This window comes from Catenuloplanes japonicus, from assembly GCF_000717135.1.
Taxonomy (GTDB): domain Bacteria; phylum Actinomycetota; class Actinomycetes; order Mycobacteriales; family Micromonosporaceae; genus Catenuloplanes; species Catenuloplanes japonicus.
In genome coordinates this window covers 47,735-73,566 of sequence record NZ_JNXY01000025.1, presented here as the reverse complement: position 1 = coordinate 73,566, position 25,832 = coordinate 47,735, and the positions used below count along the sequence as shown (strand labels likewise).

The 25,832-nt window shown below is 69.8% G+C and carries 26 protein-coding genes and 1 tRNA gene; 12 read left to right on the top strand and 15 right to left on the bottom strand.

Features of this window, described 5'->3' with window-relative positions:
* Nucleotides 1–253: 253 nt before the first annotated feature.
* Complete coding sequence (locus OP04_RS30865) at nt 254–520, bottom strand: cell division protein CrgA (RefSeq protein WP_033343424.1); 267 nt, start codon at nt 518–520, stop codon at nt 254–256.
* Between the two features lie 191 nt (nt 521–711).
* Here OP04_RS30865 and OP04_RS30860 point away from each other — a divergent pair, with 191 nt between their 5' ends.
* The 4 genes from OP04_RS30860 (at nt 712) to OP04_RS30845 (ending at nt 3,704) form a co-directional block, all read left to right on the top strand.
* Entirely contained in the window at nt 712–1,512 is an 801-nt protein-coding gene (locus OP04_RS30860; RefSeq protein WP_033343423.1) for a DUF881 domain-containing protein, read from the top strand.
* Nucleotides 1,513–1,796: 284 nt separating this feature from the next.
* Nucleotides 1,797–2,771 (top strand): class E sortase, encoded by a 975-nt coding sequence (locus tag OP04_RS30855; RefSeq protein WP_232323797.1) that lies wholly within the window; start codon nt 1,797–1,799, stop codon nt 2,769–2,771.
* Between the two features lie 4 nt (nt 2,772–2,775).
* Nucleotides 2,776–3,051: a hypothetical protein gene (locus tag OP04_RS30850; RefSeq protein ID WP_033343422.1), complete on the top strand. Its 276-nt coding sequence runs from the start codon at nt 2,776–2,778 to the stop codon at nt 3,049–3,051.
* 2 nt (nt 3,052–3,053) lie between these two features.
* Nucleotides 3,054–3,704 carry an aminodeoxychorismate/anthranilate synthase component II gene (locus OP04_RS30845; protein ID WP_033343421.1) on the top strand — a complete coding sequence of 217 codons (651 nt, stop codon included), beginning with the start codon at nt 3,054–3,056 and terminating at the stop codon, nt 3,702–3,704.
* 65 nt (nt 3,705–3,769) lie between these two features.
* Here OP04_RS30845 and pknB read toward each other — a convergent pair whose 3' ends face one another.
* From pknB to OP04_RS30810, 7 genes are read right to left on the bottom strand one after another with little or no spacing between them, the layout of a single operon-like run.
* Entirely contained in the window at nt 3,770–5,557 is a 1,788-nt protein-coding gene (gene pknB, locus OP04_RS30840) for a Stk1 family PASTA domain-containing Ser/Thr kinase (protein WP_033343420.1), read from the bottom strand.
* Nucleotides 5,554–6,981 (bottom strand): serine/threonine-protein kinase, encoded by a 1,428-nt coding sequence (locus OP04_RS30835; RefSeq protein ID WP_063746720.1) that lies wholly within the window; start codon nt 6,979–6,981, stop codon nt 5,554–5,556. Before OP04_RS30835 ends, pknB begins: the two co-directional genes overlap by 4 nt.
* Complete coding sequence (locus OP04_RS30830) at nt 6,981–8,501, bottom strand: penicillin-binding transpeptidase domain-containing protein (protein ID WP_033343419.1); 1,521 nt, start codon at nt 8,499–8,501, stop codon at nt 6,981–6,983. Before OP04_RS30830 ends, OP04_RS30835 begins: the two co-directional genes overlap by 1 nt.
* Complete coding sequence (locus tag OP04_RS30825; protein ID WP_033343418.1) at nt 8,498–10,000, bottom strand: FtsW/RodA/SpoVE family cell cycle protein; 1,503 nt, start codon at nt 9,998–10,000, stop codon at nt 8,498–8,500. Before OP04_RS30825 ends, OP04_RS30830 begins: the two co-directional genes overlap by 4 nt.
* A gap of 31 nt (nt 10,001–10,031) precedes the next feature.
* Entirely contained in the window at nt 10,032–11,471 is a 1,440-nt protein-coding gene (locus tag OP04_RS30820) for a PP2C family protein-serine/threonine phosphatase (protein ID WP_033343417.1), read from the bottom strand.
* Nucleotides 11,468–11,953, bottom strand: coding sequence for an FHA domain-containing protein FhaB/FipA (locus OP04_RS30815; protein ID WP_033343416.1), 486 nt, complete (start codon nt 11,951–11,953; stop codon nt 11,468–11,470). The genes OP04_RS30820 and OP04_RS30815 overlap by 4 nt, the downstream gene beginning before the upstream one ends.
* A 5-nt stretch (nt 11,954–11,958) precedes the next feature.
* Complete coding sequence (locus tag OP04_RS30810) at nt 11,959–12,792, bottom strand: FhaA domain-containing protein (RefSeq protein ID WP_033343415.1); 834 nt, start codon at nt 12,790–12,792, stop codon at nt 11,959–11,961.
* Nucleotides 12,793–13,091: 299 nt separating this feature from the next.
* Between OP04_RS30810 and OP04_RS30805 the strand changes: the two genes are divergently transcribed.
* From OP04_RS30805 to OP04_RS30785, 5 genes are all read left to right on the top strand, one after another.
* Nucleotides 13,092–13,174, top strand: a tRNA-Leu gene (locus tag OP04_RS30805).
* Between the two features lie 305 nt (nt 13,175–13,479).
* On the top strand, nt 13,480–14,559 hold the full coding sequence (locus tag OP04_RS30800) for an NAD-dependent epimerase/dehydratase family protein (RefSeq protein ID WP_033343572.1): 1,080 nt from the start codon (nt 13,480–13,482) through the stop codon (nt 14,557–14,559).
* 32 nt (nt 14,560–14,591) lie between these two features.
* Nucleotides 14,592–15,362, top strand: coding sequence for a WecB/TagA/CpsF family glycosyltransferase (locus OP04_RS30795; protein WP_051799404.1), 771 nt, complete (start codon nt 14,592–14,594; stop codon nt 15,360–15,362).
* Nucleotides 15,363–15,441: 79 nt separating this feature from the next.
* Nucleotides 15,442–16,818 carry a glycoside hydrolase family 88 protein gene (locus OP04_RS30790; RefSeq protein ID WP_033343413.1) on the top strand — a complete coding sequence of 459 codons (1,377 nt, stop codon included), beginning with the start codon at nt 15,442–15,444 and terminating at the stop codon, nt 16,816–16,818.
* On the top strand, nt 16,815–17,588 hold the full coding sequence (locus OP04_RS30785; RefSeq protein ID WP_033343412.1) for a 3-ketoacyl-ACP reductase: 774 nt from the start codon (nt 16,815–16,817) through the stop codon (nt 17,586–17,588). Before OP04_RS30790 ends, OP04_RS30785 begins: the two co-directional genes overlap by 4 nt.
* A gap of 298 nt (nt 17,589–17,886) precedes the next feature.
* On the opposite strand, the gene OP04_RS30780 is transcribed toward OP04_RS30785, so the two are convergent.
* Complete coding sequence (locus OP04_RS30780; RefSeq protein WP_157240630.1) at nt 17,887–18,120, bottom strand: hypothetical protein; 234 nt, start codon at nt 18,118–18,120, stop codon at nt 17,887–17,889.
* Nucleotides 18,121–18,466: 346 nt separating this feature from the next.
* Between OP04_RS30780 and OP04_RS30775 the strand changes: the two genes are divergently transcribed.
* Nucleotides 18,467–19,090 carry a hypothetical protein gene (locus OP04_RS30775; RefSeq protein WP_033343411.1) on the top strand — a complete coding sequence of 208 codons (624 nt, stop codon included), beginning with the start codon at nt 18,467–18,469 and terminating at the stop codon, nt 19,088–19,090.
* On the opposite strand, the gene OP04_RS30770 is transcribed toward OP04_RS30775, so the two are convergent.
* From OP04_RS30770 to OP04_RS30760, 3 genes are all read right to left on the bottom strand, one after another.
* Nucleotides 19,060–19,470, bottom strand: a complete 411-nt coding sequence (locus OP04_RS30770) for a hypothetical protein (protein ID WP_033343410.1) — start codon at nt 19,468–19,470, stop codon at nt 19,060–19,062. The two genes, OP04_RS30775 and OP04_RS30770, sit on opposite strands and share 31 nt — an antisense overlap.
* Before the next feature lie 154 nt (nt 19,471–19,624).
* Entirely contained in the window at nt 19,625–19,855 is a 231-nt protein-coding gene (locus OP04_RS30765) for a DUF397 domain-containing protein (protein ID WP_033343409.1), read from the bottom strand.
* A complete protein-coding gene (locus OP04_RS30760) occupies nt 19,825–20,697 on the bottom strand; it encodes a helix-turn-helix domain-containing protein (RefSeq protein ID WP_033343408.1) in 873 nt (290 codons plus the stop codon). The genes OP04_RS30765 and OP04_RS30760 overlap by 31 nt, the downstream gene beginning before the upstream one ends.
* Nucleotides 20,698–21,143: 446 nt before the next feature.
* Here OP04_RS30760 and OP04_RS30755 point away from each other — a divergent pair, with 446 nt between their 5' ends.
* Nucleotides 21,144–21,434 (top strand): hypothetical protein, encoded by a 291-nt coding sequence (locus tag OP04_RS30755; protein WP_033343407.1) that lies wholly within the window; start codon nt 21,144–21,146, stop codon nt 21,432–21,434.
* A gap of 7 nt (nt 21,435–21,441) precedes the next feature.
* Here the strand turns inward: OP04_RS30755 and OP04_RS30750 are convergent, their stop codons facing one another.
* Both OP04_RS30750 and OP04_RS55925 read right to left on the bottom strand, forming a co-directional pair.
* A complete protein-coding gene (locus tag OP04_RS30750) occupies nt 21,442–22,215 on the bottom strand; it encodes a PASTA domain-containing protein (RefSeq protein WP_033343406.1) in 774 nt (257 codons plus the stop codon).
* A complete protein-coding gene (locus OP04_RS55925) occupies nt 22,212–22,403 on the bottom strand; it encodes a hypothetical protein (RefSeq protein WP_157240629.1) in 192 nt (63 codons plus the stop codon). Before OP04_RS55925 ends, OP04_RS30750 begins: the two co-directional genes overlap by 4 nt.
* A 383-nt stretch (nt 22,404–22,786) precedes the next feature.
* On the opposite strand from OP04_RS55925, the gene OP04_RS48640 reads away from it, so the two are divergent.
* A complete protein-coding gene (locus tag OP04_RS48640; RefSeq protein WP_157240628.1) occupies nt 22,787–24,040 on the top strand; it encodes a hypothetical protein in 1,254 nt (417 codons plus the stop codon).
* A 123-nt stretch (nt 24,041–24,163) separates the two neighbouring features.
* On the opposite strand, the gene OP04_RS30735 is transcribed toward OP04_RS48640, so the two are convergent.
* Nucleotides 24,164–25,636, bottom strand: a complete 1,473-nt coding sequence (locus tag OP04_RS30735; RefSeq protein WP_033343404.1) for a glutamate--cysteine ligase family protein — start codon at nt 25,634–25,636, stop codon at nt 24,164–24,166.
* Between the last annotated feature and the right edge of the window lie 196 nt (nt 25,637–25,832).

Below are 25,832 nucleotides of genomic sequence, written 5' to 3'. Positions count from 1 at the left end.
CACAAGGCGCGCCGTAACGTGAAGCATCTCGCAGCCGACGGGATCACCCTAGGTCGTACGCAAGCAGGCGGGAGCCGCGACGCGCAGTGTGATCCACCACGCGCGGCTCCCGCCGCCAAGCAAGGACTCAAACGGCACGAACCGCAACCGGGCCGCGAGCACCACCACCGAAACGTGGGGTGTCCGGGGGCTCGGCCCCCGGAGCAGAAACGACGCCCGCGACTCCGATCCGACCTCGCCTAGGCGAGCGTCCTCACCGCCACCGCGTGAAGACGATGAGGGAAGCGACCATCGAGCCGAAGCCGACGCCCAGGTTCCAGTAGCCCCAGGACATGACCGGGTACTGCTGGCTGGACAGGTAGTAGAGCACCAGCCAGGCGATGCCTGCGATGAGCAGCGCACAGGCGAGCGCCGGCACCCACACCGGGCTGGGCTTGCCAGCCGCCGCACCGGTCGTCGCCGGCCGGATGTCGGCGGGCGGGGTGTAGACCTTCTTCTTGCGGACCTGTGACTTAGGCACTGCATCTCCTGGTGGTTGCCATCGTGGCGCCGGGTCGCCCGCTGACCAGGCGACCGGTTGGCAGCGGCGGTGGTCCGTGGCGAAATACTGTTCGTTCGTTAGCGTAGTCAAGGCGGCGCGCTAAAGCATCGACGGGCCGCAAAGAAACTGTGACAGGTCGGCCGTCGCAGGACGGGGAGGACGGAACACGCGTGGAGTACACCGACGACGTCCGGTCGTGGCGGCAGGTGCTCGGGCGCGCCACCGGGGCCCTGCGGCCCGGCAAGCGCGGCCGTAAACCCACTGTCTGGTCGATCGGCACACCCGTGATCGCGCTGGCCGCGGGCCTGCTGTTCACCACCAGCGCCACCACGGCGGCCGGCACCGCGCTGCGCGAGGACCGCCGCCCCCAACTCACCCAGCTGATCGAGGACGAGCGCGACCGGGTGGAGAGCGTGCAGGAGCAGGCCGCGGCGCTGCGCGACGAGATCCGGGCCAAGACGCTCGCCCAGGGCTCCTCGGACAGCTCGGTCCAGGAGCAGAACACGCGCGCGGACAAATATCAGCAGCAGGCCGGGTTCACCGCGCTGGGCGGGCCGGGCATCCGCGTGGTGCTGGACGACGCACCGCGCACCGACTCGACGAACGGCGCCACCAACGATGACCTGGTCGTCCACCAGGGCGACGTGCAGGCGGTGGTCAACGGTCTGTGGTCCGGCGGGGCCGAGGCGATGTCGATTATGGGAGTACGGGTCATCTCGACCAGCGCGGTACGCTGTGTCGGAAACACGCTGCTTCTTCATGGGCGGGTCTACTCCCCGCCCTTCGAGATAATTGCGATCGGTGACCCGGAGCCGATGCGGCAGTCCCTCGCCGCCTCGTCCGGGGTCCAGGCCTTCCGCCAGGCGGTGGCCGACTATGGACTCGGTTACCGAGAGACCGTGGAAGGGAACACCACCGTGCCGGCGTATGACGGATCCACCGCCCTGCGCACGGCGACGGTCCCTGAGTGACCCCGATGAACGGCGACACCCCTCCCCGGCGTCGTGCACAGCCCGCAACATATGCGGCCAGCACGTATACGCCCGCGTCCGAAGAGCCGCCTCCGCCCCCGCCGCCGGCGGTGCGGCCCGCCGGGAGCGCGGCCGTGGACGGCACCGCGACAGTGCCGCGCGTCTACGGCGGCAGCGCGCCGAACCCGCCGACGACGTATGGGCGCAGGCCCTCGCCGTACCCCAAAAGCCCTGAAGGTCTTCAAAGCCCTTCAAGCCCGGCACACGGTACGGGTACGCCGTCCGTGACGCCCCCGACCGCCCCGCGTGCGGCCGCGCCCGGCGTGGACGGTGCCACGAGCCTGCTGCCACCGGTCGCGGCACGTCCCGCCTACCAGACGACGCATCCCGCCGCCGAGGCCACGTCGATGATGGGGACGATACTCAGCCCCGGGCCGGGCGGGCGGCGACGCAAGCCGGATCCGGAGGACGAGGCCCCGGCGGAACCGCCGAAGATCCCCCGAGGTGCCAAGGTGGTCCAGCTGCGCGCGCAGCGGACCGATGAGGGCTACAAGAGCGTCTACTCCGAGCTGACCCGGCCCACGATCTTCTCCCGGATCATGGTGGGCGTCCGCGGCGCCGGCGAAGTCATGATCACCTTCGGCCTGATCGTGCTGCTGTTCGCGGCCTACGAGGTGTGGGGCGCCGGCGCGGTCGTCGACGCGCACCAGGACGATCTGAACGAGCAGCTCAACCAGGCCTGGGACAACGCGCCCACGGTCGGCCCGACGCCCAGCGGTGTCGGCCCCACGGCCGGCGCGCCGCCCGGTGGCCCGATCGGCCGGCTCTGGATCCCGCGACTGGAGAAGAACTGGGTGGTCAACCAGGGCGTCACGCCGGACGACATCCGGTACGCCCCCGGCCACTACCCGAACAGCGCGATGCCCGGCGAGGTCGGCAACTTCTCGGTCGCGGGCCACCGCAACGTCGCCACGTTCTGGGCGCTCGACCAGCTGAACGAGGGCGATCCGATCGTGGTCGAGACCCGGGACACCTGGTACATCTACCAGGTCACCCAGGAACATGTGGTCAAGCCGACGCAGGTCGAGGTGGTCGCGCCGGTGCCGAATTATCCGGGGGCCGTGCCGACCAAGCACATGCTCACGCTGACGACCTGTCACCCCAAGCTGGACAACTACCAGCGGCTGATCATCCACGCCGAGCTGACCGAGCAGATGCCGCGGACCCCCGACGGCCCGAAGCCCTCGGTGCTGGAGTAACCGCATGTACGCATGGATCTGGCGCAAGCTGCCGTACGGCACCTCCGGCAAGATAGCCGGGTCACTGCTGATCACCGGCGTGCTGGTCGCGGTGCTCTGGTTCGCGGTCTTCCCGTGGGTCGAGCCGATCGTGTTCTCCGACGAGGTGCAGGTCGGCGACGACTACGGCACCTCGACGCAGAACGACCCGCTCGGTGGGGACGGCACGCCCGCACCCACCGACGAGCACGCCATCCCGTACGACACCCAGTCCAACAACCCCGAGCCGACGGCGAGCTGACGATGCGCATTCTCGTGATCGACAATTACGACTCGTTCGTCTTCAACCTGGTGCAGTACCTGGGCCAGCTGGGCGCCGAGTGCGAGGTCCGGCGCAACGACGAGATCTCCGTGGACGAGGCCGGCGGGTTCGGCGCGGCCGGGATCCTGCTCTCCCCCGGTCCGGGCACGCCCGAGCGCGCCGGGATCACCATGGACGTGATCCGGGCCTACGCCGGGAAGATCCCGCTCTTCGGTGTCTGCCTCGGCCACCAGGCGATCGGTGCCGCGTTCGGTGCCACCGTCACGCACGCGCCGGAGCTGCTGCACGGCAAGACCTCGCTGGTCACGCACAACGGTGCGGGCGTGCTGGCCGGGCTGCCGGAGCCGTTCACCGCGACGCGGTACCACTCGCTCGCGGTCGTGCCGGAGACGCTGCCGGACGAGATCGAGGTGACCGGCCGGACCGAGTCCGGCGTGGTCATGGCCATGCGGCACCGCACGCTCGCGGTCGAGGGCGTGCAGTTCCACCCGGAGTCGGTGCTGACCGAGGGCGGCCACACCATGCTGGCGAACTGGCTGGCCGCCTGCGGCCTCACCTCAGCGCTGGACCGCGCGCCGGAGCTGGCCGCCGAGGCCGAGGTGCGCCGCCGCGGCGCGTTCGTCTCCGCCTGATCGTCTTCCCTTGAACGGCCGAGGGCCGTGACCTTCGCGGTCACGGCCCTCGTCGTGTCGTTGTGTCAGTCGAACAGCCCGCCGCCACCACCGGAGGCGGTCGGCGTCGGCGTCGGCGTGCCGGTCGGCGGGTCGCTGTCGCCCGGGTCCGGCGTGGTGGCGCCCGGGTCCGGCTCCTCGTTCTTCTGCACCGTGATCTGGATCGTGCTGTTCTTCTTCACGGTCTGGCCCTGGTTCGGGTTCTGGTCGGTCACCGTCGGGGTCTGGTTCGCCGGGATCGACTCGCCCGGGAGCTCCGTCACCTTGAAACCGGCCTGCTCCAGGATCCCCCGCGCCGAGGCCACGGGCTGACCGACCACGTTCGGCACCTCGACCAGGTTGCCGCGCGACACATCGACCTGGATCGGCGTGCCCTTGGCGACGGTCTCACCCTCACGCTCGACCTTGACGACCTGGCCCGCCGGGGCCGCATTGTCCACCTCATTGCGGTCGGGCTTCAGGCCCCACTGCTCAAGGTTCGCCTTGACGGCGTCGTACTGCAGGCCGACACCGGCCGGCACCGTCACCTTGTCCGGCTCCTGGCACACGGTCAGCGTGACGGTGGAGTTGGTCGGTGCCCTGCTCTCCGCGCCCGGTGACTGCTTGATCACCTTGCCGGTCTCGCAGTTGTCGGTCTGCGGATCGGCGAACGCGGGGACGAAGCCGTCCTTCTTGAGCGCGGCCTCCGCCTCCTGCTGGGACATCCCGATGACGTTGCTGACCTGCAGGTCCGTGGTGTCGTTGCCATCGGTTTCGCGCAGTGCCATCCAGGCGATCAGGCCGATCACCACCAGCACCGCGACCGCGCTCAGGCCGGCCACGACCCAGGCGGAGGACTCCTTGCGCTGCTGCGGCGGCGGGTAGCCACCGCCCTGCGGGATCGCACGCGTCGCACCGGACATGTGCGGGGACGCCGGGCCCATGTACTGGGTCTCGTCCTCGCGCATCACCGGCGTGGCCATCACCGGGCGGCCGGTGGCGGCACGCAGCAGGTCCGCGCGCATCTCGCCGGCGCTCTGGTAGCGGTTGGCCGGGTTCTTCGACAGCGCCTTGAGCGCGATCGCGTCCAGGTCGGAGCCGGCCTCGGGGTTCAGGTCGCTCGGCGTCGGCGGCTCTTCCCGCACGTGCTGGTACGCGACGCTGACCGGGCTGTCGCCGATGAACGGCGGGTGGCCCACGACCAGCTCGAACAGCACACAACCGGCCGCGTAGACGTCCGACCGGGCGTCGACCGGCTCACCGCGCGCCTGCTCCGGCGACAGGTACTGCGCCGTGCCGATGACCGCGCTGGTCTGCGTCATCGTGGTGGCGCCGCTGGCCAGTGCGCGGGCGATGCCGAAGTCCATCACCTTGACCTGACCGGTCTGCGTCACCATCACGTTGCCGGGCTTGATGTCCCGGTGGATGATGCCGTGCCGGTGGCTGAACTCCAGCGCGGCGCAGATGTCGGCCATGATCTCGAAGGCCCGGCGGGGCTGGAACCGGCCCTCCTCGGTGAGGACCTCCTTCAGCGTCCGCCCGTTGACGAACTCCATGACGATGAAGGGCAGCTTCTCGCCGGTGGGGGCGATCTCCTCGCCCGTGTCGTAGACCGCGACGATCGCGGGGTGGTTCAGGGCGGCGGCGTTCTGTGCCTCCCTGCTGAAACGCATCTGGAAGGTGTTGTCACGGGCGAGATCGGTCCGGAGCATCTTGATCGCGACGTCACGGCCGAGCCGGAGGTCGCGGCCTTGGTGCACCTCGGCCATACCGCCATAGCCGAGCAGCTCGCCGACCTGATACCTGCCACCCAGCAGGCGGGCCTGCGCAGTCATCTCGTCTGTCGTCCTTCGGTCGAGGGGGGCTGGTTCGTCCCCGGCGCCGGCTCGTCGCCGGCATGGTCGCTGAACACATGCGGGACCGGTCGATCATTCTCGATCACCCGGTCCGGGTCAATTCGCTCATCCCGACGGTACGACGCAGCCGAGACAATGTCAGTTCCGGCGTTGCTGACGAGGCTCGTCACACCCGGGGGCGTGCCGAGACTCAAGCTACTGTTACTCCGCCCGGCGAGCCAGGCGATGACGCCGGCGCAGAGCAGGACCAGGAGGCCGAGCACGATGGCCAGCACGATCAGCACCTGGCGGCTGGTCGAGCCACCGGCCGGCGGCGGGTACATCGGCGCGTAGTGCTGCTGCTGCGGCGCCCCGATCGGGGGCGGAACCGTGGCGGCACCACGCACGTGAGGTCCCCCGATCGGGGGAACCGCACCGCCGGACATCGGCTGTCCGCTGATCGGCGGCTGCATGGCCGGTGGAAGCCCGCCCGCGCCGACCGCGGCCGGGGAGGTCGGGGACGCGGTGCCGGTGGCCGGCGGCGCGGAGACCCGGCCGGTGATCGGCGCGCCGGAGCTCGGACGGTTCGCCGGGCGCGGCGTGTTGGCCAGCGAGGACGCGGCCTGCCGGGCGACCACGGCCATCGCGGCCGCGCTCGGGTAACGGCTGGCCGGCTGCTTCGACATCGCGCGCTCGACGATCGACCGGACCTGCGGCGGAATGTCCGACGGCAGCGGGCGGGGCGCGTCGCGGACGTGCCGCATCGCGATGTCCAGCGGGTTGTCGCCCTCGAACGGGCGGCGGCCGGAGAGGCACTGGTAGGCGACCACGCCGAGCGCGTAGACGTCCGACGCGGGCGTGGCGACCTCGCCGGAGGCCTGCTCGGGCGAGATGTACGCCGCGGTGCCCAGCACCGAGCCGGCCACGGTCAGCGAGCCCACCATGTCCGACCGGGCGATGCCGAAGTCGGTGAGGACCAGCGTGCCGTTCGGCCGTACCAGCAGGTTTCCGGGCTTGACGTCGCGGTGCACGATGCCCTTCTGGTGGGCTGCGTGCAGCGCGTCCGCGGCCTGGGCGACCAGCGCCATGGTGCGGGCCGGGGTCAGCCGGCCGACCTTGCCGAGCGTGCGGGAGAGCGCGTCGCCCTCCACGTACTCCATGACCAGGAACGCGACCTGGCTGTCGCTGCCGTAGTCGTAGATGTCCACCACGCCGGGGTGGTTGACCGTGGCCATGGTGCGGGCCTCGCCGCGGAAGCGCTCGGCGAAGCCGTGCTCGTCCAGCAGCGCCGGCAGCAGGATCTTGACCGCGACGGTCCGGCCGAGCACCTCGTCGGTGCCCTTCCAGACGTCGCCCATGCCGCCGCTGGCGATGCGGTCTTCCAGGCGGTAGCGACCGCCGAGCATGGTCCCGGGGGCGATCATCACTTACCCGCCCGCTCGGCCGTGACGGCCTTCAGGATCTGGCCGGAGATGCGGGCCGCCTCGGCGGAGCCGCCGTCGCCGGCCGCTTCCAGGAAGACCGCGACGGCGGAGATCGGCTTGCCGTCCTTCATGGCGTAACCGACGAACCAGCCGTGGTTGTCCGTGATCCCGTTCTGCGAGGTACCGGTCTTGCCGCCGACGTCGTAGCCGGGGACCTGCGCGGACTTGGAACCGCCGTTGACGACGACGCTCTGCATCATCTTCTGCAGGTCGCGGGCCACGTCGCTGGACACGGAACGGCGCAGTTCCTCCGGGTTGACCGTGTAGTGCGTGGAGGTACGGTCCGGGCCGAGCAGCCGCTCCACCAGGTACGGCCGCATCTGGACACCGTCGTTCGCCACCGCGGCCGCGATCATCGCGCCCTGCAACGGCGTCATCCGCACGTCCTTCTGGCCGATCGCGGTCTGGGCCATCGCGGCCTTGTCCTCGGAGCCGTCCGCGTTCGCGACCTCACCGACGTGGCTGGACGCCACGGTCAGGCCGTTGTTCTCCTTCAGGTTCCCGCAGGTCAGCGCCTCGTCCTCGAACCCGAACGCCTCCGCCTTCTTCTTGATCACGTCCCGGCCGAGATCCACACCGAGCCGGGAGAAGCTCGTGTTGCAGGAGACGGTCAACGCCTCGATCATCGAGATCTGATCCTGCGGGCAGACACTCGGCGACGCGTTCGTGATCTCATGCGTCGTGCCGGGTGCCACGTACGACGGACCGGCCTTCAGCATCGTCTCCGGCGTACGACCGGCCTCCAGCGCCGCAGCCGAGTCGATCACCTTGAACACCGAACCGGGCGGCCAGGTGTCGGCCACCGCGCGGTTCAGCAGCGGCTTCGTCTTGTCGCCGTCCAGCGCGGCGAACGCGGCGTCCGCGTCCTTCTTGGTGTGGCTGGCCAGCTGTGTCGGGTCGAAGCTGGGCATCGAGACCATCGCCTGGATGCCGCCGGTGGCCGGGTCGATCGCCACCGCGGCGCCGACCTTCACACCGAGCTTGTTGTCCTTGAGCTGCTGGTACGCCGTCTCCTGCGCGGCCTTCGAGATCGACAGCAGCACGTTGCCGCCCGCCGACTCCTCGCCGGTGAACATCGCGCGGACCCGGTCGGTGAAGAGCTCGTCGCTCTGCCCGGAGAGGTACGCGTTCTCGAACCGCTCGACCGAGCTCGCGGTGTTGTAGACCGGCTTGTAGCCGATCACGTGCGCGTAGACGTCCTTGAACGGGTACTCACGCTGGTAGCGCAGCCGGCCGTCGGTGCCCTTGCTCAGCGCCACCGCCTCCGTGCTCACGCCGGCGGCCTTGACCTCGATGTTGCCGCGCTGCTTGCCGTACTCCACATCGCGAAGCCGGAACGCGTTCCGCTCATGGGTGCGGTACTCCTCACCCTTGGCGGCCTGCACCCAGTTGAGGTTCGCGAAGAGCAGGCCGAACAGGACCAGGATGACCACGCTGGCCTTGCGCAGAGGCGCGTTCACGGGCGGATCACCTCGGTCTCGGCACCGTGCAGCTGCTGCGGAGCGGGCTTGCCGCCCGGCGCCGCCGCGAGACCGCCGCCCGAGGCGAGCGGGCGGCGTGCCGCGTCCGAGATCCGGAGCAGCATCGCGACCAGCATCCAGTTGGCCATCAAGGAGGAGCCTCCGGAGGAGAGGAACGGGGTCGTCTGGCCGGTCAGCGGAATCAGGCCGGTGATGCCACCGATGATGACGAAGACCTGCAAACCGAGGGTGAACGCGAGGCCACCGGCGACCAGCTTGCCGAACGAGTCCCGGACGTCGAGCGCGGCCCGCAGCCCGCGCTCGACGATGATCAGGTAGAGCGTCAGCAGCGAGATCAGGCCGAAGAGCCCGATCTCCTCACCCATGCCGGCGAAGATGAAGTCGTTCTGGACCTCGGGGATGATGCCGGGGCTGCCGCCGCCGGGCCCGGTGCCGAACAGACCGCCGGTGCCGAACGCGAACAACGCCTGTACCAGCTGATAGCCGTCACCGTCGATGTCGCCGAACGGGTCGAGCCAGACCGTCGCGCGGTCGTAGAAGTTCGCGAACGGGCCGCCGACCAGCTCACCCAGGTAGTAGGCGAGGAACACGCCGCCGAAGAAGAGCACCAGGCCGATGATCAGCCAGCTCGACCGTTCGGTGGCCACGTAGAGCGTGACGACGAACATGCCGAAGTACAGCAGCGCGGTGCCCAGGTCCTTCACGAACACCAGGAGCAGCAGCGACATCATCCAGACGCCGAGGACCGGGCCGAGGTCGCGGCCACGCGGGAAGTCGATGCCCAGGAACCGCTTGCTGGCCAGCGACAGCACCTCGCGCTTGCGCACCAGGTAGAACGCGAAGAAGACGACCAGCGCCAGCTTCCCGAACTCACCGGGCTGGATGGCGAACGCGCTGCCGAACCGGATCCACAGCTTGGCGCCGTTGACCTCGGAGTACTGCGCGGGCAGCACGGCCGGGATCATGATCAGGATGATGGCGCCCAGGCCGAGCGTGTACGAGTACCGCGAGACGTTCCGGTGGTCGCGGATGAGCACCAGCAGCGCCGCGGCCAGGATCACCGAGATCAGCGTCCAGGCCAGCTGCCGGCCGCCGACACCGGCGAACGCGCCCCGGTCCGCAGCCTCGGCCACGCCGCTGACGTCGTCCAGGTCCAGGCGGCGGAGGAAGCCGACGCCCATGCCGTTGAGCAGCGCGGCCGCCGGGATCAGTACCGGGTCCGCGAACGGCGCGAGGAACCGCACCACCACGTGCAACGCCAGGAACACCCCGGCGAGCGCCGCGGTCGGCACCCAGAAGTCCGGGGTGATCGTGTCGAGCATGGTCGCCTCGACGGTCGCCGAGTACGCCAGCACCAGGAGCAGCGCCAGCGCCAGCAGCGCAAGCTCGCTGTTGCGGCGCTTGGTGCTGTCGATCTTGAGTCGCGGCATCTCGCCCGTGGTGGCGGGCGGAGATGCCGGTGCGGCTGGCGCTGTCACAGTTCTTCCCTGCGGTCGGTGGAGCCGGGGCTCAGTCGGCCGGCCGACAGGTCGCCGGATCGGCGACCGGCGGCGCGGGCGTCTCGGCGGCGGGCGTGGTCTCCGGTGCGGCGGGCGTGGTCACCACGGGGGTCGGGGTGACGGACGCGCCGGCGACCGGTGAGGCGGAGGCCTCCGGTGACGCCGAAGGGGCGGCCGGAGTGGGGGACGGTGTCGGATCCGCCGTGGGCGCGACCTGGCAGGCCGGCTTCAGGTTCGGGTTGGAGGGGGTGTCCGCGGTCAGCTCGTCGAGCCGGCGCTCCGCGTCCGTGCGATCGTTGGCGACGATCCCCTTCTTGACCCGCTCCTGTGCGGTGACGGTGAGATCCTCCAGCGTGGCGGCAGCACTGGTCTCCCGCACGTTGGAGAGCGCGAACCCGGCTATCTCCCCGGGCACGCCCTGGAAGACCGCGAGTTTGCCGTCGTCGGTGGCACCCACGTAGTACTGCGACTGCGTGTACTGCCAACCGCCCCAGACGCCACCGGCCAGCACCGCGAGCAGCGCGACCGAGAGCACGGCGGTGCGTACCGGGTGCCGGCGCGGACCGTCCGGCGCACCGGTGGACTCGGAGGATTCCTCCGTCTCCGGCTGGGCCGCACGAGGCGGGTTCAGCGCGGAGGCGCGGGCCGCGGGCGTGGACGTGTCCGTCACGGTGCCCAGACCCCGGTCACCGGCGGCGGCGCCGCCGACCATCGGGGCGAGCTCCACGATGTCGCCGTCCGTGGCGTCCGCGATCACGACCGTGATGTTGTCCGGGCCACCGCCGCGGAGCGCGAGCTGCACGAGCCGCTCGACGCACTGCTGGGGGTCGACGTACTCCCGGAGCGTGTCCGCGATCGTGTCGGCGCTGACCACGGCGGAGAGGCCGTCCGAGCAGATCAGGTAGCGGTCGCCGGGCAGCACCTGGCGAACGCTGTACTCAGGATCGATGTCCCGGCCGTCCAGCGCGCGGGTGAGCAACGAGCGCTGGGGGTGGCTGCCGGCCTCCTCGGGGCTGATCCGCCCCTCGTCGACCAGCATCTGGACGTACGTGTCGTCCTTCGTGATCTGCGAGAACTCGCCGTCCCGGAGCAGGTACGCCCGGGAGTCGCCGATGTGCACCATGCCGAACTTGGTGCCCGAGAAGAGAGCGGCGGTGAGCGTGGTGCCCATGCCCTCCATCTGCGGGTTCGCGTCGACGGTGTCGCGGAGCTGCTGATTGGCTGTCTCGACGGCGTTCCGTAGCGCGTCGACCAGGGCGCTGCCCGGCACGTCCTCGTCCAGCGGGGCCATCGCACCGATCACGATGTTGCTGGCGACGTCACCGGCGGCCATGCCGCCCATGCCATCGGCCACGGCAAGGAGCCGCGGCCCGGCATAGACGGAATCCTGGTTACCGTCTCGAATCAGACCGCGGTCACTGCGTGCCGCGTAGCGCAGGGTCAGAGTCATGGCCGCAACTCGATCGAGGTGCGCCCGATCTTGATCGGGACGCCCAGGGGGACGGGGGTAGGCCCAGTGACCTTAGCGCGATCTAGATATGTCCCGTTCGTCGAGCCCATGTCCTCAAGGAACCATTGGCCGTCTCGGGGCATCAGTCGCGCGTGCCGGGCGGACGCGTAGTCATCCGTGATTACCAACGTGGAGTCCTCGGCACGTCCAATAGTGATCGGCGCCTCACCCAGGGTGATGCGAGTACCGGCCAGCTGACCGGCCGTGACCACCATCTGGCGGGCCGAACGGCCACGCTTGACCTTCGCCGCAGGGCGCGCCTGATTGAAGGCCGCGCCCACCCCCCGCGGCGCGGCCACCAGACGGCTGGACCGCGCGCCGGCGAAAAGATCTCGCCGGATCACGCCGACCACCGTGAACACGAAGATCCACAGAAGGACGATCAGGCCTATCCGGGCGACAGTGAGGACAAGCTCTGGCAAGGCGCCTAACCGTCCACGCGGAAGGTCAGCGTCGTCGTGCCGAGCTGGACCATGTCACCGGGATTCAACGCGACCGCGGAGACCCGCTGCCCGTTGACCATCGTCCCGTTGGTCGATCCCAGATCGGTCAGCACCACCTGGCTGCCGTCGAAGTCGAGGCGCGCGTGCCGCCGGGAGATCCCGACGTCGGGCAGGCGAAGATTCGCCTGGTCGCCACGACCGATGACGGTCGAACCGATCTGCAGCGGGTAGGTGCGCCCGTCGCCGGAGACCAGACGGATGTTGCGACCGCCCGGGGCACCGCCGCCGTGCTGGTCGTAGCCACCCTGCTGGCCATAGCCGCCCTGCTGGTCGTAACCACCCTGCTGGCCGTAGCCACCCTGGTCGTAACCACCGCCGGCACCCTGGTCGTAGCCGCCCTGCATCGGGGCGACCTCGCCACCGGTGTAGACCTCGGCCGTGACCCGGAACATGCCGGTGTCAAGGCCGTCACCACGCTCGATCTCGACGATGACGTCGCCGTACACGGTCCAGGCCTGCTCACCGATGAACTCGGCCTGGGACTGCGCCAGCTCCTGCGCGAGGGCAGCAGCGTAGGGCGCCAGACGACTGTGGTCGTAGGGCGAGAGGTCGATCACGTAGCGGTTCGGGACCAGAGTGCGCCCGCCGGCCAGGATAGCCTTGTGCGCCTCTGCCTCTCGTTGCATGGCGTTGAGGATCTCCACGGGGTGGACGACCCCCTTGAAGACCTTGGCGAAGGCCCCTTCGACAAGGCCTTCCAATCGCTTCTCGAAGCGTTGCAGCACGCTCACCGGCTCCTCCTCGGGTTCCGAGGACATGATGGTATCCGGCCGCCGCTCACGCAGCTCGCGTGGCAAACGACCGCTGGTTGCCAGTCTTCATACAGCGACCGACGGGTGCCGTGCTACTCTTCCGAGGCATCACGGGCGGAAAGCTGCTCACAGCAAGGAAATCCGTGATGCGAGCCTTGGACAGCCTAGTCTGTCCGGGCAACCCCCAAGAACAACAGCAGCGGAGTTGTTATCGATGCTGCAGTTGATCTTGAGGTTGGAACGGAAAACCGGGAACCCCCGGCGCAAGGCCCCCAAGCCTATGCCCTAGGGTAGTTCTCAGCCACGGGGATGTGGCGGAATGGCAGACGCGCACGGTTCAGGTCCGTGTGTCCGAAAGGACGTGGGGGTTCAACTCCCCCCATCCCCACGAGAGTTCAGGGCCCTGTGTCCGCGGAAAGCGCGGACCGGGGCCCTCTCGTTATTCCGCTCCGGGGGCCGAGCCCCCGGAAGCCCCGCGGTGCGAGCGGTTGCGGTGCGTCGTGGCACCCGGCGGGCTTCGCCCTCCGAAGATCAAACCCCGCACCCCGAAGATCCAACCCCAAAAAAACTCAGGGCCATTTGTGGGTACGGGTGTGTTGCGCCCTTAAAGGTCTGATTTTTGGGGTTGCGGGATGGTTTGTGGGTCGTTGAAGGCAGGAAGAGCTTCGGCGGGTCGTGGACTTGGGGTGTTCGGTGAGTGTGGCGCTGGTAACCGGGGCCGGTGGGCTCATTGGGTCGGAGGCGGTGCGGCACTTCGCTGGGCTCGGGCTGGATGTCGTGGGGATCGACAACGACATGCGGGCGCAGTTCTTCGGGCGCGAGGCGTCGACCGCGTGGAACGTACGACGGCTGGGCCGCGATCTCCGCTCCGCTTACATGCACTTTGACCTGGACATCCGTGATCGGGACGGGCTCGGGTCGGTGTTCAAGAAATTCGGCTCGGATATCTCTGTTGTGATCCACACCGCAGCGCAGCCGTCGCATGACTGGGCGGTCAGGGATCCGTTTACGGATTTCGATGTGAATGCGGTCGGGACATTGAACGTGCTGCAGAACGTGCGGGAGCACTGCGAAGAGGCGCCGTTCATTCATTGCTCCACCAACAAGGTGTATGGCGACGGGGTCAATCGACTGCCGTTCGTGGAGCTGGAGACGCGGTTCGAGCTGGTGGACGGGCATCCCTGGGCCGGGGGTGTACCCGAGGAGATGTCCATAGATCAGGTCCTGCACTCGGTGTTCGGAGCGTCCAAGGTGGCGGCGGACGTGATGGTGCAGGAGTACGGGCGGTACTTCGGGATGCGGACCGCGGTTTTCCGCGGGGGAACTTTGACCGGACCCGCGCATTCCGCCACTGAGCTGCACGGTTATCTGGCTTACTTGATGCGGTGCAACATGGAGCAGCGCGTCTACAAGATCTTCGGCTACAAGGGAAAAATGGTTCGTGACTCTATTCACAGTCACGACGTACTGACGGCCTTCGAGGCGTTCTTTCGCGCTCCTCGATCCGGCGCCGTCTACAACCTGGGTGGCGGGCGCCGGTCGAACAGCTCGCACCTGGAGGCCTTTGCGCTGGCCCAGGCCATTACCGGGCTGGAGATGCGGACCGAGTACCTGCCCGATCACCGCGTCGGTGACCACCGCTGGTGGATCGGGTCGAACGCGGCGTTCGAGCGCGACTATCCGGCGTGGCGGCAGCGCTACGACGTACCGATGATCCTGCGGGAGATCCACGAGGCGAACGCCGACAAGTGGATCCCGGGGTTCGTGTCGTGATCACCCAGGGCAAACGCAACGTACTCGGCGTGATGGTCGACGCGGTCGACTACGAGTCCGCGATCACCCAGATCATCGGGGCGGCCCGGGACCGCCGGCCGTTCGCGCTGACCGCGCTGGCCGTGCACGGCGTGATGACCGGCGTGCTGGACCCCGCGCACAACGCGCGGCTCAACTCGTTCGACCTGGTCACGCCGGACGGGCAGCCGGTGCGCTGGGCGCTGAACCTGCTGCACGCGGCCGGGCTCACCGACCGCGTCTACGGGCCGGAGCTCACGCTGCGGGTGCTGGCCCGGTGCGCGGCCGAGGAGCTGCCAGTCTACCTCTACGGCTCGACCGAGGACACGCTCGCGCTGCTGGTCCCGGCGCTGTCCGGCATGTTCCCCGGCATCCGGATCGCGGGCGTGGAGTCGTCGAAGTTCCGGCCGGTCGAGGCCGGCGAGGACGAGGAGATCGCGGCGCGGATCAAGGCGTCCGGTGCGCGGCTGGTCCTGGTCGGACTCGGCTGCCCGCGCCAGGAGGTGTTCACGTACGCGATGCGGCCGTTGCTCGACATGCCGCTGCTGGCCGTCGGCGCCGCGTTCGACTACCACGCCGGCCTGCTGAGGAACCCGCCCGCCTGGATGCAGCGCGTCGGCCTGGAGTGGTTCTGGCGGCTCGGCCTGGAACCGCGGCGGCTGTGGCGCCGGTACATCGTGCTGAACCCGGCGTACCTGGCCCGGCTCGGCGCGCAGAAGGCCCGGCTGTGGGAGGCGCAACCGCCGGAACCGGCCAACGAACGTCCGCCGACGTTCTCGATCTGAAGAGGGCTTTTCTTCAGGCAAGCGCTTTCCTATGCTGTTGCGGCACGCCGACCACTCCGATCACCCCGGAAGGTGCCGCATGAAGATCGACGACGGGCTCGGCCCGGCGGACCTGCTCCCCCGCATCGCGCGGCTGTGGGAGGCCTCCGCCGCGAAGATCGACTCGATCGAGCAGAGCTGCCCGCCCGGCTCCCCCTCGCCGGTCTTCACGGTCGCGGGCCGCTACACCGCGCGCGGCTGGACCGAGTGGACCCAGGGCTTCCAGTACGGTTCCGCGATCCTCCAGTTCGACGCGACCGGCGACGAGCGCTTCCTGACGATCGGCCGGGACGCCACGATCGCGGTGATGGCCGGCCACGTCAGCCACATCGGCGTGCACGACCACGGCTTCAACAACGTCAGCACGTACGGCAACCTCTGGCGCCTGGCGAACGAGGGCCGGATCTCCGCGGACGATCGCCACTTCCACGAGCTGGCCCTAAAGATCACCGGCGCGGTGCAGGCGGCCCGCTGGCAGACCACGCAGGACGGCACCGGCTACATCTACTCGTTCAACGGGCCGCAGTCGCTGTTCGTGGACACCATCCGGTCCTGCCGCGCGCTGGCCGTGTCGCACCTGCTCGGGCACGCTTTGATGGGCGAGCACGACGAGCGGATCTCGCTGCTCGGCCGGATCGTCGAGCACGCGCGCAACACCGCCCGGTTCAACATCTGGTACGGCGCCGGCCGCGACTTCTACGACCTGCGCGGCCGCACCGCGCACGAGTCGCTGTTCAACGTGAACGACGGTCACTTCCGCGCGCCGAGCACGCAGCAGGGCTACTCGCCGTTCAGCACCTGGACGCGCGGCCTGGCCTGGGCCATGCTCGGCTACCCGGAGCAGCTGGAGTTCCTCTCGACCGTGTCCGACGAGGAGCTCGACCCGTTCGGCGGGCGCGACGAGATCACCGCGATGATGCTCGACGCGGCCACCGCGACCTGCGACTTCTACCTGGAGAACACGCCGGTCGACGGCATTCCGTACTGGGACACCGGCGCGCCCGGCCTGGCCCACCTCGGCGACTACCTGGGCCGGCCCGCGGATCCGTACAACGCGCACGAGCCGGTCGACTCCTCCGCCGCCGCGATCGGCGCGCAGGGCCTGCTCCGCCTGGGCCGCTACCTGACCGGCGCGGGCCGCGCGGAGGACGGCCGCCGCTACTGGCAGGCCGGTCTCACGGTGGCGAACACGCTCCTCACCGAGCCGTACCTGTCGACCGACCCGCAGCACCAGGGCCTGATCCTGCACTCGGTCTACCACCGCCCGAACGGCTGGGACCACATCGCGGACGGCCAGCGCGTGCCGAACGGCGAGTCCAGCATGTGGGGCGACTACCACGCCCGCGAGCTGGCGCTCTACCTGCAACGGATCGCCCGCGACGAGCCGTACTACACGTTCTTCGGCGGCAACGCGTGAGCCGCGTCGCGCTGGTCACCGGCGGCTCGCGCGGCATCGGCCGCGGCATCGTGCTCTCGCTCGCGCACGCCGGCCACGACGTGGTAGTCAACTACGCGGGCAACGTGGACGCCGCGAAGGAGGTGGTCGCGGAGGTCGAATCGCTCGGCCGCCGCGCGCTCCCGGTGCAGGCGGACGTCTCCGTGGCCGAGGACCGCGCCCGCCTGCTCGACGAGACCTGGGCCGCGTTCGGACGGCTGGACCTGCTGGTCAGCAACGCGGGCGTGGCGCCGAAGGTCCGGGCCGACATCCTGGAGGCGGACGAGGAGTCGTTCGACCGGGTGATCGGCATCAACCTCAAGGGCCCGTACTTCCTGATCCAGTCCGCGGCCAACCGCCTGATCGCGCAGCCCTCCGACGAGGCCGGAACCCGCCCGAAGATCGTGATCATCTCGTCGAACAGCGCCTACACGGCCAGCACGAACCGCGGCGACTACTGCGTGTCCAAGGCCGGCCTGGCCATGACCACGCAGCTCTTCGCGGCCCGCCTGGCCGAACACGGCATCAACGTCTACGAGATCCGCCCTGGCATCATCGCCACGGACATGACCGACGCCGTCACCGCCAAGTACGACGACCTGATCTTCCACAAGGGCATCCAGCCCATCCGCCGCTGGGGCCGGCCGGACGACGTCGGCCGCGCCGTCGTCGCCATCGCCACCGACCTCTTCCCGCACAGCACCGGCCAGGTCATCGACGTCGACGGCGGCTTCCACATGAAGACCCTTTAAATCCTTCAAAAGCGGATATTCCCACTTACGCCGTGGCCGGGGCCCGCACGCTCCCGCGGGCTCCAGTCCCGCGCTGGTCCGGTCCAGAGCGCCCGCGAGGGCCGCCGTTGGTCGCGGCGGGTGACGCGACCAGCGGCGGCCCTCGCGAGGTTTTCCGGGACCAGCGGCGGAACCGGCTCCGATCGGCGATCGGAAGCGGAGCGCCAGCGAAGTCTTCCGAACGCCGGAGGTTTGCCCGCGGGAGCAAACGGGCTGTACCACGCCGGAAGCGGGAAATCCGCTTTGGGAAGCTCTTGACCTAGATCTGGCTCGGAAAACGAAGCGCGGCGGGAATGGCAGCCATGCGGACCAGGACCTGGCGGGGGTCGCGGGCGTGGCCGGAGTCGTCGAGGCGGACGCCGCGCACGAAGATCCAGAGGCCGTCGGTCATGCGCTGGGTGTGCATCAGGTCGTCGACCAGCAGCGTGAGCACGCCCGCGCCGAATTTGTAGTCACCTTCGGCGAGGACCAGCACGTCTCCGGGAAATACCACGGGTCCTGGCTCCACATCGACAAGACTGCGCCTGCCCCAGCCAAGAATGCAACTCCCACTTTTGTGGATTTTGCATTCGGGGTAGGAGTGATGCGGGGTCCCGGGCTCGATGACGCGCCCGGGACCCCGGCCGGGCCTCCCCAGGCCGGTCCTGCTCGCACCGCTCGCGTCGGGCGCGAAAACCTGTCCCGGCAGGTTATGGCGCGCCGACGGCTGCCCGCTAGATCCGGATCAGCCGTAATTTTTCGCACTAAAGGCCGTGCGGTCCCCTACGGGTGGCGGACCAGGGCACCGCCAGGGCGGATCCCCGATTCGCCGCACGTCGATGTGGGTAACGCTGAGTGGCATGACCGAAGCCGTGCACCTCGGGGCCATGCTCGCGCTCGCCGCTCTCTGGCTGACCGCCGGCGCACTGGCCGATGGTCTCCCCGGTGCGTCGTCCGCCCGGGTGCTGCGGCAACGGTCCGGCACGGTGCTCGCGCTCGCGGCCGGTGGCCTCGCGGTCCTGGTCGCGCTGCTGCTGATCCCGGCGCCGGAGTGGGCGCCGGCGACGCCGGGCGCGATCGATCCCCAACGACTGGCGCTGCTGCTTCCGCTGCTGCCGGCCGCGCTGGCCGCCGGGTTCGCGCTGCGCCGGGTGGCCCGCCTCTGGACCGGCGCGTCGGCGTTCACCTCCGCGCCGAACGTGCCGTTGCCACCGGCGCTGCGAGCCGGCGGCGCGCATCCGCTGCTCGCGATCCCGCTGCAGGCGACCGGCCTGGCCGCGCTCGCGGGCGGCGCGCTGGCCACCGGATGGCTACGGCTCGACGGCAGCGGCGCGATCGGTGTGCTGGTGACCGGGCTGGTGCTCGCGGTCATCGCACTCGGTGTCCGTCATGCGCTCCGGCACAGCCGGCTGGCCGAGAACGCGCTTCCGCTGCTGTCCCCCGTTCGGGTGGATCAGCGGCGTTCCATGACTCCCTGGGTGTAGATCAACTCCAGGATCGCGCGAGTGGCCTCGAACCAGCGGTCCAGCCAGCCCGGCTCCGGCAGCGAACCCTTCGGCGGCAGCTCCAGCAGCAGGCCGCGCAGCAGCGGGTGATCCGCGAGCGGGCCCGGGTCGGAGGTGTCCGGCCAGCCGGTGGTCGGGTAGATCGGCTCCTCAAGACCGGCCAGCGCCAGCGAGGGCAGCCGGGAGGAGTGGTCCATCGGCGGGTCGTCCAGCCCGCCGCGCGGGCTCAGCTCCACGTCCGGGCCGGGGTCGACGCCGTGCACCCGGTCGCGCTGCATCGGGCGGTAGCCGTTGAGGTGCCCGGTGAACCGGTCCTGCGTCGCCGACCCGTTGCCGAGATTGTCGGGGCCAATGCTCACTGATCTCGCCTGCCTTGCTCGCTTCGACTCGGCCCGGCGCCATACCGGGTTCATGAGTGCAACGAGGGTCCTGGCGGAACAGCCACGGCAATTGTCTGTTTTGCGGCATCCGGTGGGCCGGACGGCAGCGCGCGGCCCACCGGATGGACTGTGGTTAGAGGTCGGTCGTGGGTATGAACTCGCCGGTCTTGGTACCGGTGAGGAAAGCGGACCAGCCGCCCGGCGCGAGGATCAGCGCCGGCCCGTCCGGGTCCTTGGAGTCGCGAATCGCGATCGCCGGCGTGACGAAAGCGATCTCCACACAGTTGTCACAGTTGGGGCCGCTCCGAGTGCTCTTACGCCACGTCGCGTGCCTCAGGTCAACCTCTGTCTCCACTCCCACAATGGCTCCTTCGCCAGGTCCGCTAAGAGTGCGACGGACTCCTCCGGTCGGAGGGCCGCAGCGCGGATGTGATCGAAGATGAAGACGTACTTCCGCAACTCGTCGGCCTTCTCCAGGAACAACCCGCCGGTCGCGTTCTCCGCGTACACGACATCCGTGTCGGTGGGCTCGGGGAAGTCGAGAATTGTGAACGTTCCGTCCATGCCGGCATGCGCCCCTGCCGAGAACGGCAGGACCTGCAGCGTCACGTTCGGCAACTCGGCGCGGTCGACCAGATGCTGGATCTGGGCACGCATGACCGCGTCGCCGCCGACCGGTCGGCCTACTACCGCCTCATCGAGCACCATCCACAGGTCGATCGGGTCGTCCTGCATCAGCAACGATTGACGCTCGATTCGGACACGCACTCTCCGCTCCACCTCATCGGCGGATATATCCGGCCGAGCGGAGCGAATCATCGCCCGTGCGTACTCCTCCGTCTGCAGGAGACCGGGGACAACCTGCTGCTCGTAGGCTCGAACCGAGTTAGCCTCCGCCTCAAGGCCGACATATGCGCCGGTCAGGACCGTGCTGTACGGATGCCACCAGCCCTTCTGGCGGGCCTCGCGGGAAATCTGGACCAACTCGCTGGACTCGTCGCCATCAATGCCGTAAATGTCCAGCATCGCCCGGACATCGCGTGGCGTCGCACTCGTGTGGCCGGTCTCGATCCGTGAGACCTTGGAGGTGGAACAGTGCAGACGCTCGGCCACCGCTTCGATGGTCACACCGGCTTCTTCGCGGTGTTTGCGCAGCTCGGCGCCGAGACGGCGGCGCCGGACCGTAGGGCTTCGGCGCTGGGTCACCGCTACCTCCGGCTATGGGGCGGACCGGCCGGAACCACCCGGCCGGAAAGATCAATCGAGCCGGACCGGACCCCGAATTCGCGCCCACTGAACGGCACCACATTCAGTCTGACGGGTACGACGGAGTCGCATCAACCGGACCCGTTCCGAACGGGCGCGGTGCAACGTGCAACTTGCATTGACTAGGCTCGTGATGCAATCTGTGTGTATGGCGTGGGTCACTCAAAGTTCCCAGCTTGTCCGTTCAAGTAGGACGAAGTCCGACATGACGGGCAGGGCGGCGAGCCGGACACACCGCGCCACAGAGCACCCGTGACCCCTCACGCCGGTTCGATAACAATTCGCATCCAGCGAAACAGGTGATCAGAAACGCCATTCGTGGCCACCCCCGCACGTGCCACGGAACAAGACCCGATGCAGCGAAAACCGCGTATCAAGGAGTCGATGTGTTGCCCCGGTCCGGCGATATCCTCTGCGTAACCCGCTCGGCGAGCGTTCAGTTCGCGGAGCCGCTCTATTTCCGCGTGATCCGGGTCCACGACTGGCCGACCTATGACGGCTGGGTCTGGCTCGACGGATACGAGCTCAACGCGGGCGGCGACGCCGTGGAGCGCCGCTCGATCTTCGTCCAGGTGGACGGCCTGCGGCAGATCAACGCCTCGCCGGACACCAGGGCGGGCGCGCCGCGACGACCGGGTGGCCTGACCACCTCGGCCGTCGCGTTGCGCAGTCGCTGACCCTGGGTCAGCCGTTCGTGCCGGGGCTGGTGGGCGTGTTCGTCGGCCCGGTCGGCCCGGTGGTCCGCGGCGCACGCGCCACGGTGATCGTGACCTTCGTGCCCTTCGGGACGGTCGCGCCGCCCGGCGGGTCCGTGTCGATCACGGTGTCCGGGTCGAAGACGTCCGTGGTCTGGTAGACCAGCGCAAACGGCAGGTCGAGCGCGGCCAGCGACTGCTGCGCCTCCGCCAGCGTGTAACCGGTCATCCGCGGGACCTCCACGTCGGCGGCCTTGGTCGGGCTCGCGGCGGTGGTCGGCGGCTTGCTCGGCTCCTTGCTGGTCGGCTCCGCCGACGGCTCGCCGGTGGTCTTCTCCGCGGACGGCGTCGTCACGGCCGTGGTCGGCGTCGGATCCGCGTCGCCGCCGCCGGACTGCGTGGCCGCGTAGAGCGCGCCACCCAGCACCAGCAGCACGACCAGCGCGATCACACCCCACATGATGGGCAGCCACCACTTCCGGGTGGGCTCGTCCGGCGCGCCCCAGCCGGGATCGTCACGCGAGAACGGATCGGGCTGCTGCGCACCGAACTGGCCGCCGCCGGGCTCGGCGGGGCGGACCGAGGCGCGCGCGGTCCACGGGTCGGCACCGCCGGGACCTGCGGGTCCACCCTGGACCGGGTCCATGCGGCGGGTGCCGTCGTTGCCGACCGGGCGGTAGGGCGCGGTCTGGTCCATGCCGGGGCCGCCGGGGACCGGACGGTAGGGACGCGTCTGGTCGTTGCCGCCGGGGCCGCCGCTCACGGGGCGGTAGGGCGCGGTCTGATCTCCACCGCGCGGGCCGGGACCGGGACCGCTCGGACCGCCGGGGCCACCGGGCCGACCGGGACCACCCGGGCCGCCGGGACCACCAGGGCCGCCAGGGCCACCGGGCCGGCCGGGGCCGCCAGGGCCTCCGGGGCCGCCAGGGCCACCCGGTCCGTTTTGTCCACGCGGACCGCCCGGACCACCGGGGCCGAAGCCGCCGGGGCCGGGGCCCTGACCTGGACCGCCGTAACCCGGGCCGCCGCCCGTCGGGTGCTGCAGCCGAGTCTCCTCGTTCGCCGCCCACGGATCGGCCGGCGGGCGCTGTGGAGGCTGCTCCTCGCCGCCCCAGTAGCGCGCGTCGTCGCCACCCCATTGCCGCGTCTCGTCGGACGGGTTCCGGTCGTCACCGGGACGCCTGCCGTCAGCCATCGCTGTCCTCTCCCCGACAGTCGCCTGTCCTTGTGGCGGTTCGCCTAAACCTATCGGCCGATATAGCGCGGTGCGGTAACGACCCGCTCCCAGTTCGTCGCCTCGCGCCCGGTGGCCTCGGACCGTTACTCTCCCGGACATGGCCGTACGAGGCTGGGGTGGATCGATCGCGTCGGCAGTCGGCGTGGCCGCGGGCACCGGCGCAGCACAGTTAGGGCTCGGATACGGGCTCGGCATCATCGCATGGGTCCCGTCCCCGGACGGCACCGCGGAGCCGACCTGGGTGGCGAGCCTCACATGGGCGACCTGGATCGCCGCGACGTCCGTGATCGCCGGTGCCGTGTATGCGGACCGGCGCAGCGGGCCGAGCGCGCTGGCCGCCGATCCCACCGCGCGCAAAATCAGCGGAACGCTGGAGCTGGTGCTCTGGCGGATGGCCCTGTGCCTGGCCGCCGCGCTCGGTGCGGCACTGACCGTGGCGCTCGTCGCCGTGCCCGCACGTGAGGCCGCACAGGACTACACGTTCGCGCCGGAGACGATCGCGGCCGGTTACACCGTGATCGGCGTGCTGGTCGGGCTGGTGGTGTCGTTCGCCGCGGTGTCGTCCGCCGCCATAGCGGCCAACGTCATCACCACCACGGCCTGGCTGTGGCTGCTGGCCGTGGTCGCGGTGGTCGACGGCGCGATCGCCGGCCAGGGCTTCGCGGGCGCGCAGCTCGGCGTCTGGCGGATCACCGGCGACAGCGACGGTTACTGGATCCGTAGCCTGTACTGGCCCGGTGCCGCCATCTCGCTCTCCGCCGCACTGGTCGCGGGCCTGATCTCGGCCTGGTGGGGCGGGCGCCGCACCGATTCGAAGGTCGGCGTGTCGGTCTCCGGCGCGGTCGGCCCGATCCTGGTCGCGGCCGCGTACTTCCTGGCCGCGCCGCGCCCGGTCGGCATCGAGTCCTGGCAGGTGTCCGCGTACCTGGTCGCGCCGTACGCGGTGATCGCCGGTCTGCTCGGCTCCGTGATCATCGCGGCCGCCAGCCCGCGTCCGTCCTATGAGCGCGCGCTGCTGCCGGCTCGGGTGGACGACGACCCGGTCCCGGCGCCACGTGCGGCGCTGACCGCGGCGCCGGAGCCGGTCACGGCACGCGCGTCGGCCCGGGACAAGCAGGCACCGACCCCGGATCCGCAGCCCAGCGTGCCCGAGCAGTCGGGGCCGCCGAAGCTGCGGCTGAAGCCGAAGGCGGAGCGGCCGCAGCTGCCCACGTTCGACGAGCCGGAGCCGGACACCTCGGCGAAGCCACCCCGGAAGCGGCCCGGCGATGAGAACGACGCCGACCAGCCCAAACCCACGGGCCGGGCCCGCGCGTCGGTGAAGCCCAAGCCGCCTCCCTCCAAGGACTGACCCGCTGCCCTGAGGAAGATGCATGCTCAACCGCAGGCGACCAGAGGTGGCACATTGCCCCGAGGGAAAATGTGCCACCGCCGGGAGTGGCGCCGAGCCCGGGAGGAGCAGAGCGACGACCGGCTAGCTGGGCCAGAGGTGCACGGGCTCGTTGGTGCGCTGTAGTTCGGCGTAGGCGAGGACCATCTCGTGGAGCGCCTGCTCACGGTTCTTGCCGCGGCGTTCCGCGTCCGCGACCCGGGCGGTCTGCCACGCGGCGCCGGTCTGTCCGGTCCGGCACCGGCCCTCGATGATGCCGAGCAGCCGGTCGCGTTCGGCCGGCTCGACGCCGAAGCGGTCCAGGCCGTCGTACGCCATCGGCAGCAGCGTGCTCATGACCAGCTCGTCCGCGGGCAGCTCGCCCAGGCGCGGCCAGCTGATGTGCGCGTCCAGCCCGCGTCGTGCGGCCCGGTGGAAGTTCTCCTCGGCCGCGCTGAACGTGAGCTGCGACCAGACCGGGCGGTCCGCCTCGGCCAGCTCGCGGACCAGGCCGAAGTAGAACGCGGCGTTGGCCAGGATGTCGACCACGGTGGGGCCGGCCGGGAGCACCCTGTTCTCCACCCGCAGGTGCGGCCGGCCGTTCATCACGTCGTAGACCGGCCGGTTCCACCGGTAGACGGTGCCGTTGTGCAGCCGCAGCTCACCGAGGTGCGGCACGCCGCCGTCGTGCAGGACCTGGACCGGGTCCTCCTCGTCGAGGATCGGCAGCAGCGGCGGGAAGTAGCGCACGTTCTCCTCGAACAGGTCGAAGATCGAGGTGATCCAGCGCTCGCCGAACCACACCCGCGGGCGTACCCCCTGGGCTCGCAGCTCGTTCGGACGCGTGTCCGTGGACTGCTCGAAGAGCGCTATGCGGGTCTCGGCCCACAGGCGGCGGCCGTAGAGGAACGGCGAGTTCGCACCGACCGCGACCTGGGCGGCGGCGATGGCCTGGGCCGCGTTCCAGTAGGCGGCGAAGTTGTCCGGCGCGACCTGCAGGTGGAACTGGACGCTGGTGCAGGCGCCCTCGGCCGCGATCGAGTCGACGTAGGCGAGGATCCGCTCGTCACCGCGGATGTCGAGGTCGAGCGACTCGCCGCGGGCGGACATGATCTGCTCGTTGAGCAGGTGGTAGCGGTGGTTGGCGGAGAGGTTCTCCACGACCGTGTGCTGCTCGGTGAGCGTGGGCAGCACGCCGACCATCATGATCCGTGAGTCCGACTTCCCGGCCCGGTCCTCGGCGTGGTTCAGGCTGGTGCGCAGCGCGTGCTCGTAGTCGGCGAACCCGTTGCCGGCGATGAGTCTCGGCGACGCGTTCAGTTCGAGGTTGAAGCGGGCCAGCTCGGCCTGGAACAGCGGATCGTCCATGGTGGCGAGCACCTCGGCGTTGCGCATGGCCGGCTCGGCCTCGGCGTCGATGAGATTGAGCTCGATCTCCAATCCGGTGGTCGGGCGTTCCGCGTCGAACGCGAAGTCGTCCAGCATCAGGGCGAAGACATCGAGGCAACGGCGCACCTTTCGCCGGTACCGAACCCTGTCTTCCCTGGTGAAGGCGGCTGAGGTGACGTCCTTGCCCATCTGTCCTCCCGGCGCACGGCAGTGACGGATCTATGTGGAGGAGCCACGGCGCTCAGCCAGAGATTTAACGCCCCGTAAGCACTCAAGGACGCTCTGTCCACCATGCCATAAGGAACGCGACACCTCCAGTGCCGGATAGATCACTTCCCGCGCTGCTGGGAATCCCGGATACAGCAAAACCCCGGCCGTACGGGCG

Excerpts from the sequence above, each read along its gene's own strand:
- OP04_RS30810 (WP_033343415.1), bottom strand. The coding sequence starts at position 12,792 with ATGTCCTCGGAACCCGAGGAGGAGCCGGTGAGCGTGCTGCAACGCTTC.
- OP04_RS48640 (WP_157240628.1), top strand. The coding sequence starts at position 22,787 with ATGGCCGTACGAGGCTGGGGTGGATCGATCGCGTCGGCAGTCGGCGTG.
- OP04_RS30735 (WP_033343404.1), bottom strand. The coding sequence starts at position 25,636 with ATGGGCAAGGACGTCACCTCAGCCGCCTTCACCAGGGAAGACAGGGTT.
- OP04_RS30795 (WP_051799404.1), top strand. The coding sequence starts at position 14,592 with ATGGTCGACGCGGTCGACTACGAGTCCGCGATCACCCAGATCATCGGG.
- OP04_RS30845 (WP_033343421.1), top strand. The coding sequence starts at position 3,054 with ATGCGCATTCTCGTGATCGACAATTACGACTCGTTCGTCTTCAACCTG.
- OP04_RS30820 (WP_033343417.1), bottom strand. The coding sequence starts at position 11,471 with ATGACTCTGACCCTGCGCTACGCGGCACGCAGTGACCGCGGTCTGATT.
- OP04_RS30835 (WP_063746720.1), bottom strand. The coding sequence starts at position 6,981 with ATGATCGCCCCCGGGACCATGCTCGGCGGTCGCTACCGCCTGGAAGAC.
- OP04_RS30790 (WP_033343413.1), top strand. The coding sequence starts at position 15,442 with ATGAAGATCGACGACGGGCTCGGCCCGGCGGACCTGCTCCCCCGCATC.
- OP04_RS30775 (WP_033343411.1), top strand. The coding sequence starts at position 18,467 with ATGACCGAAGCCGTGCACCTCGGGGCCATGCTCGCGCTCGCCGCTCTC.
- pknB (WP_033343420.1), bottom strand. The coding sequence starts at position 5,557 with ATGACTGCGCAGGCCCGCCTGCTGGGTGGCAGGTATCAGGTCGGCGAG.
- OP04_RS30850 (WP_033343422.1), top strand. The coding sequence starts at position 2,776 with ATGTACGCATGGATCTGGCGCAAGCTGCCGTACGGCACCTCCGGCAAG.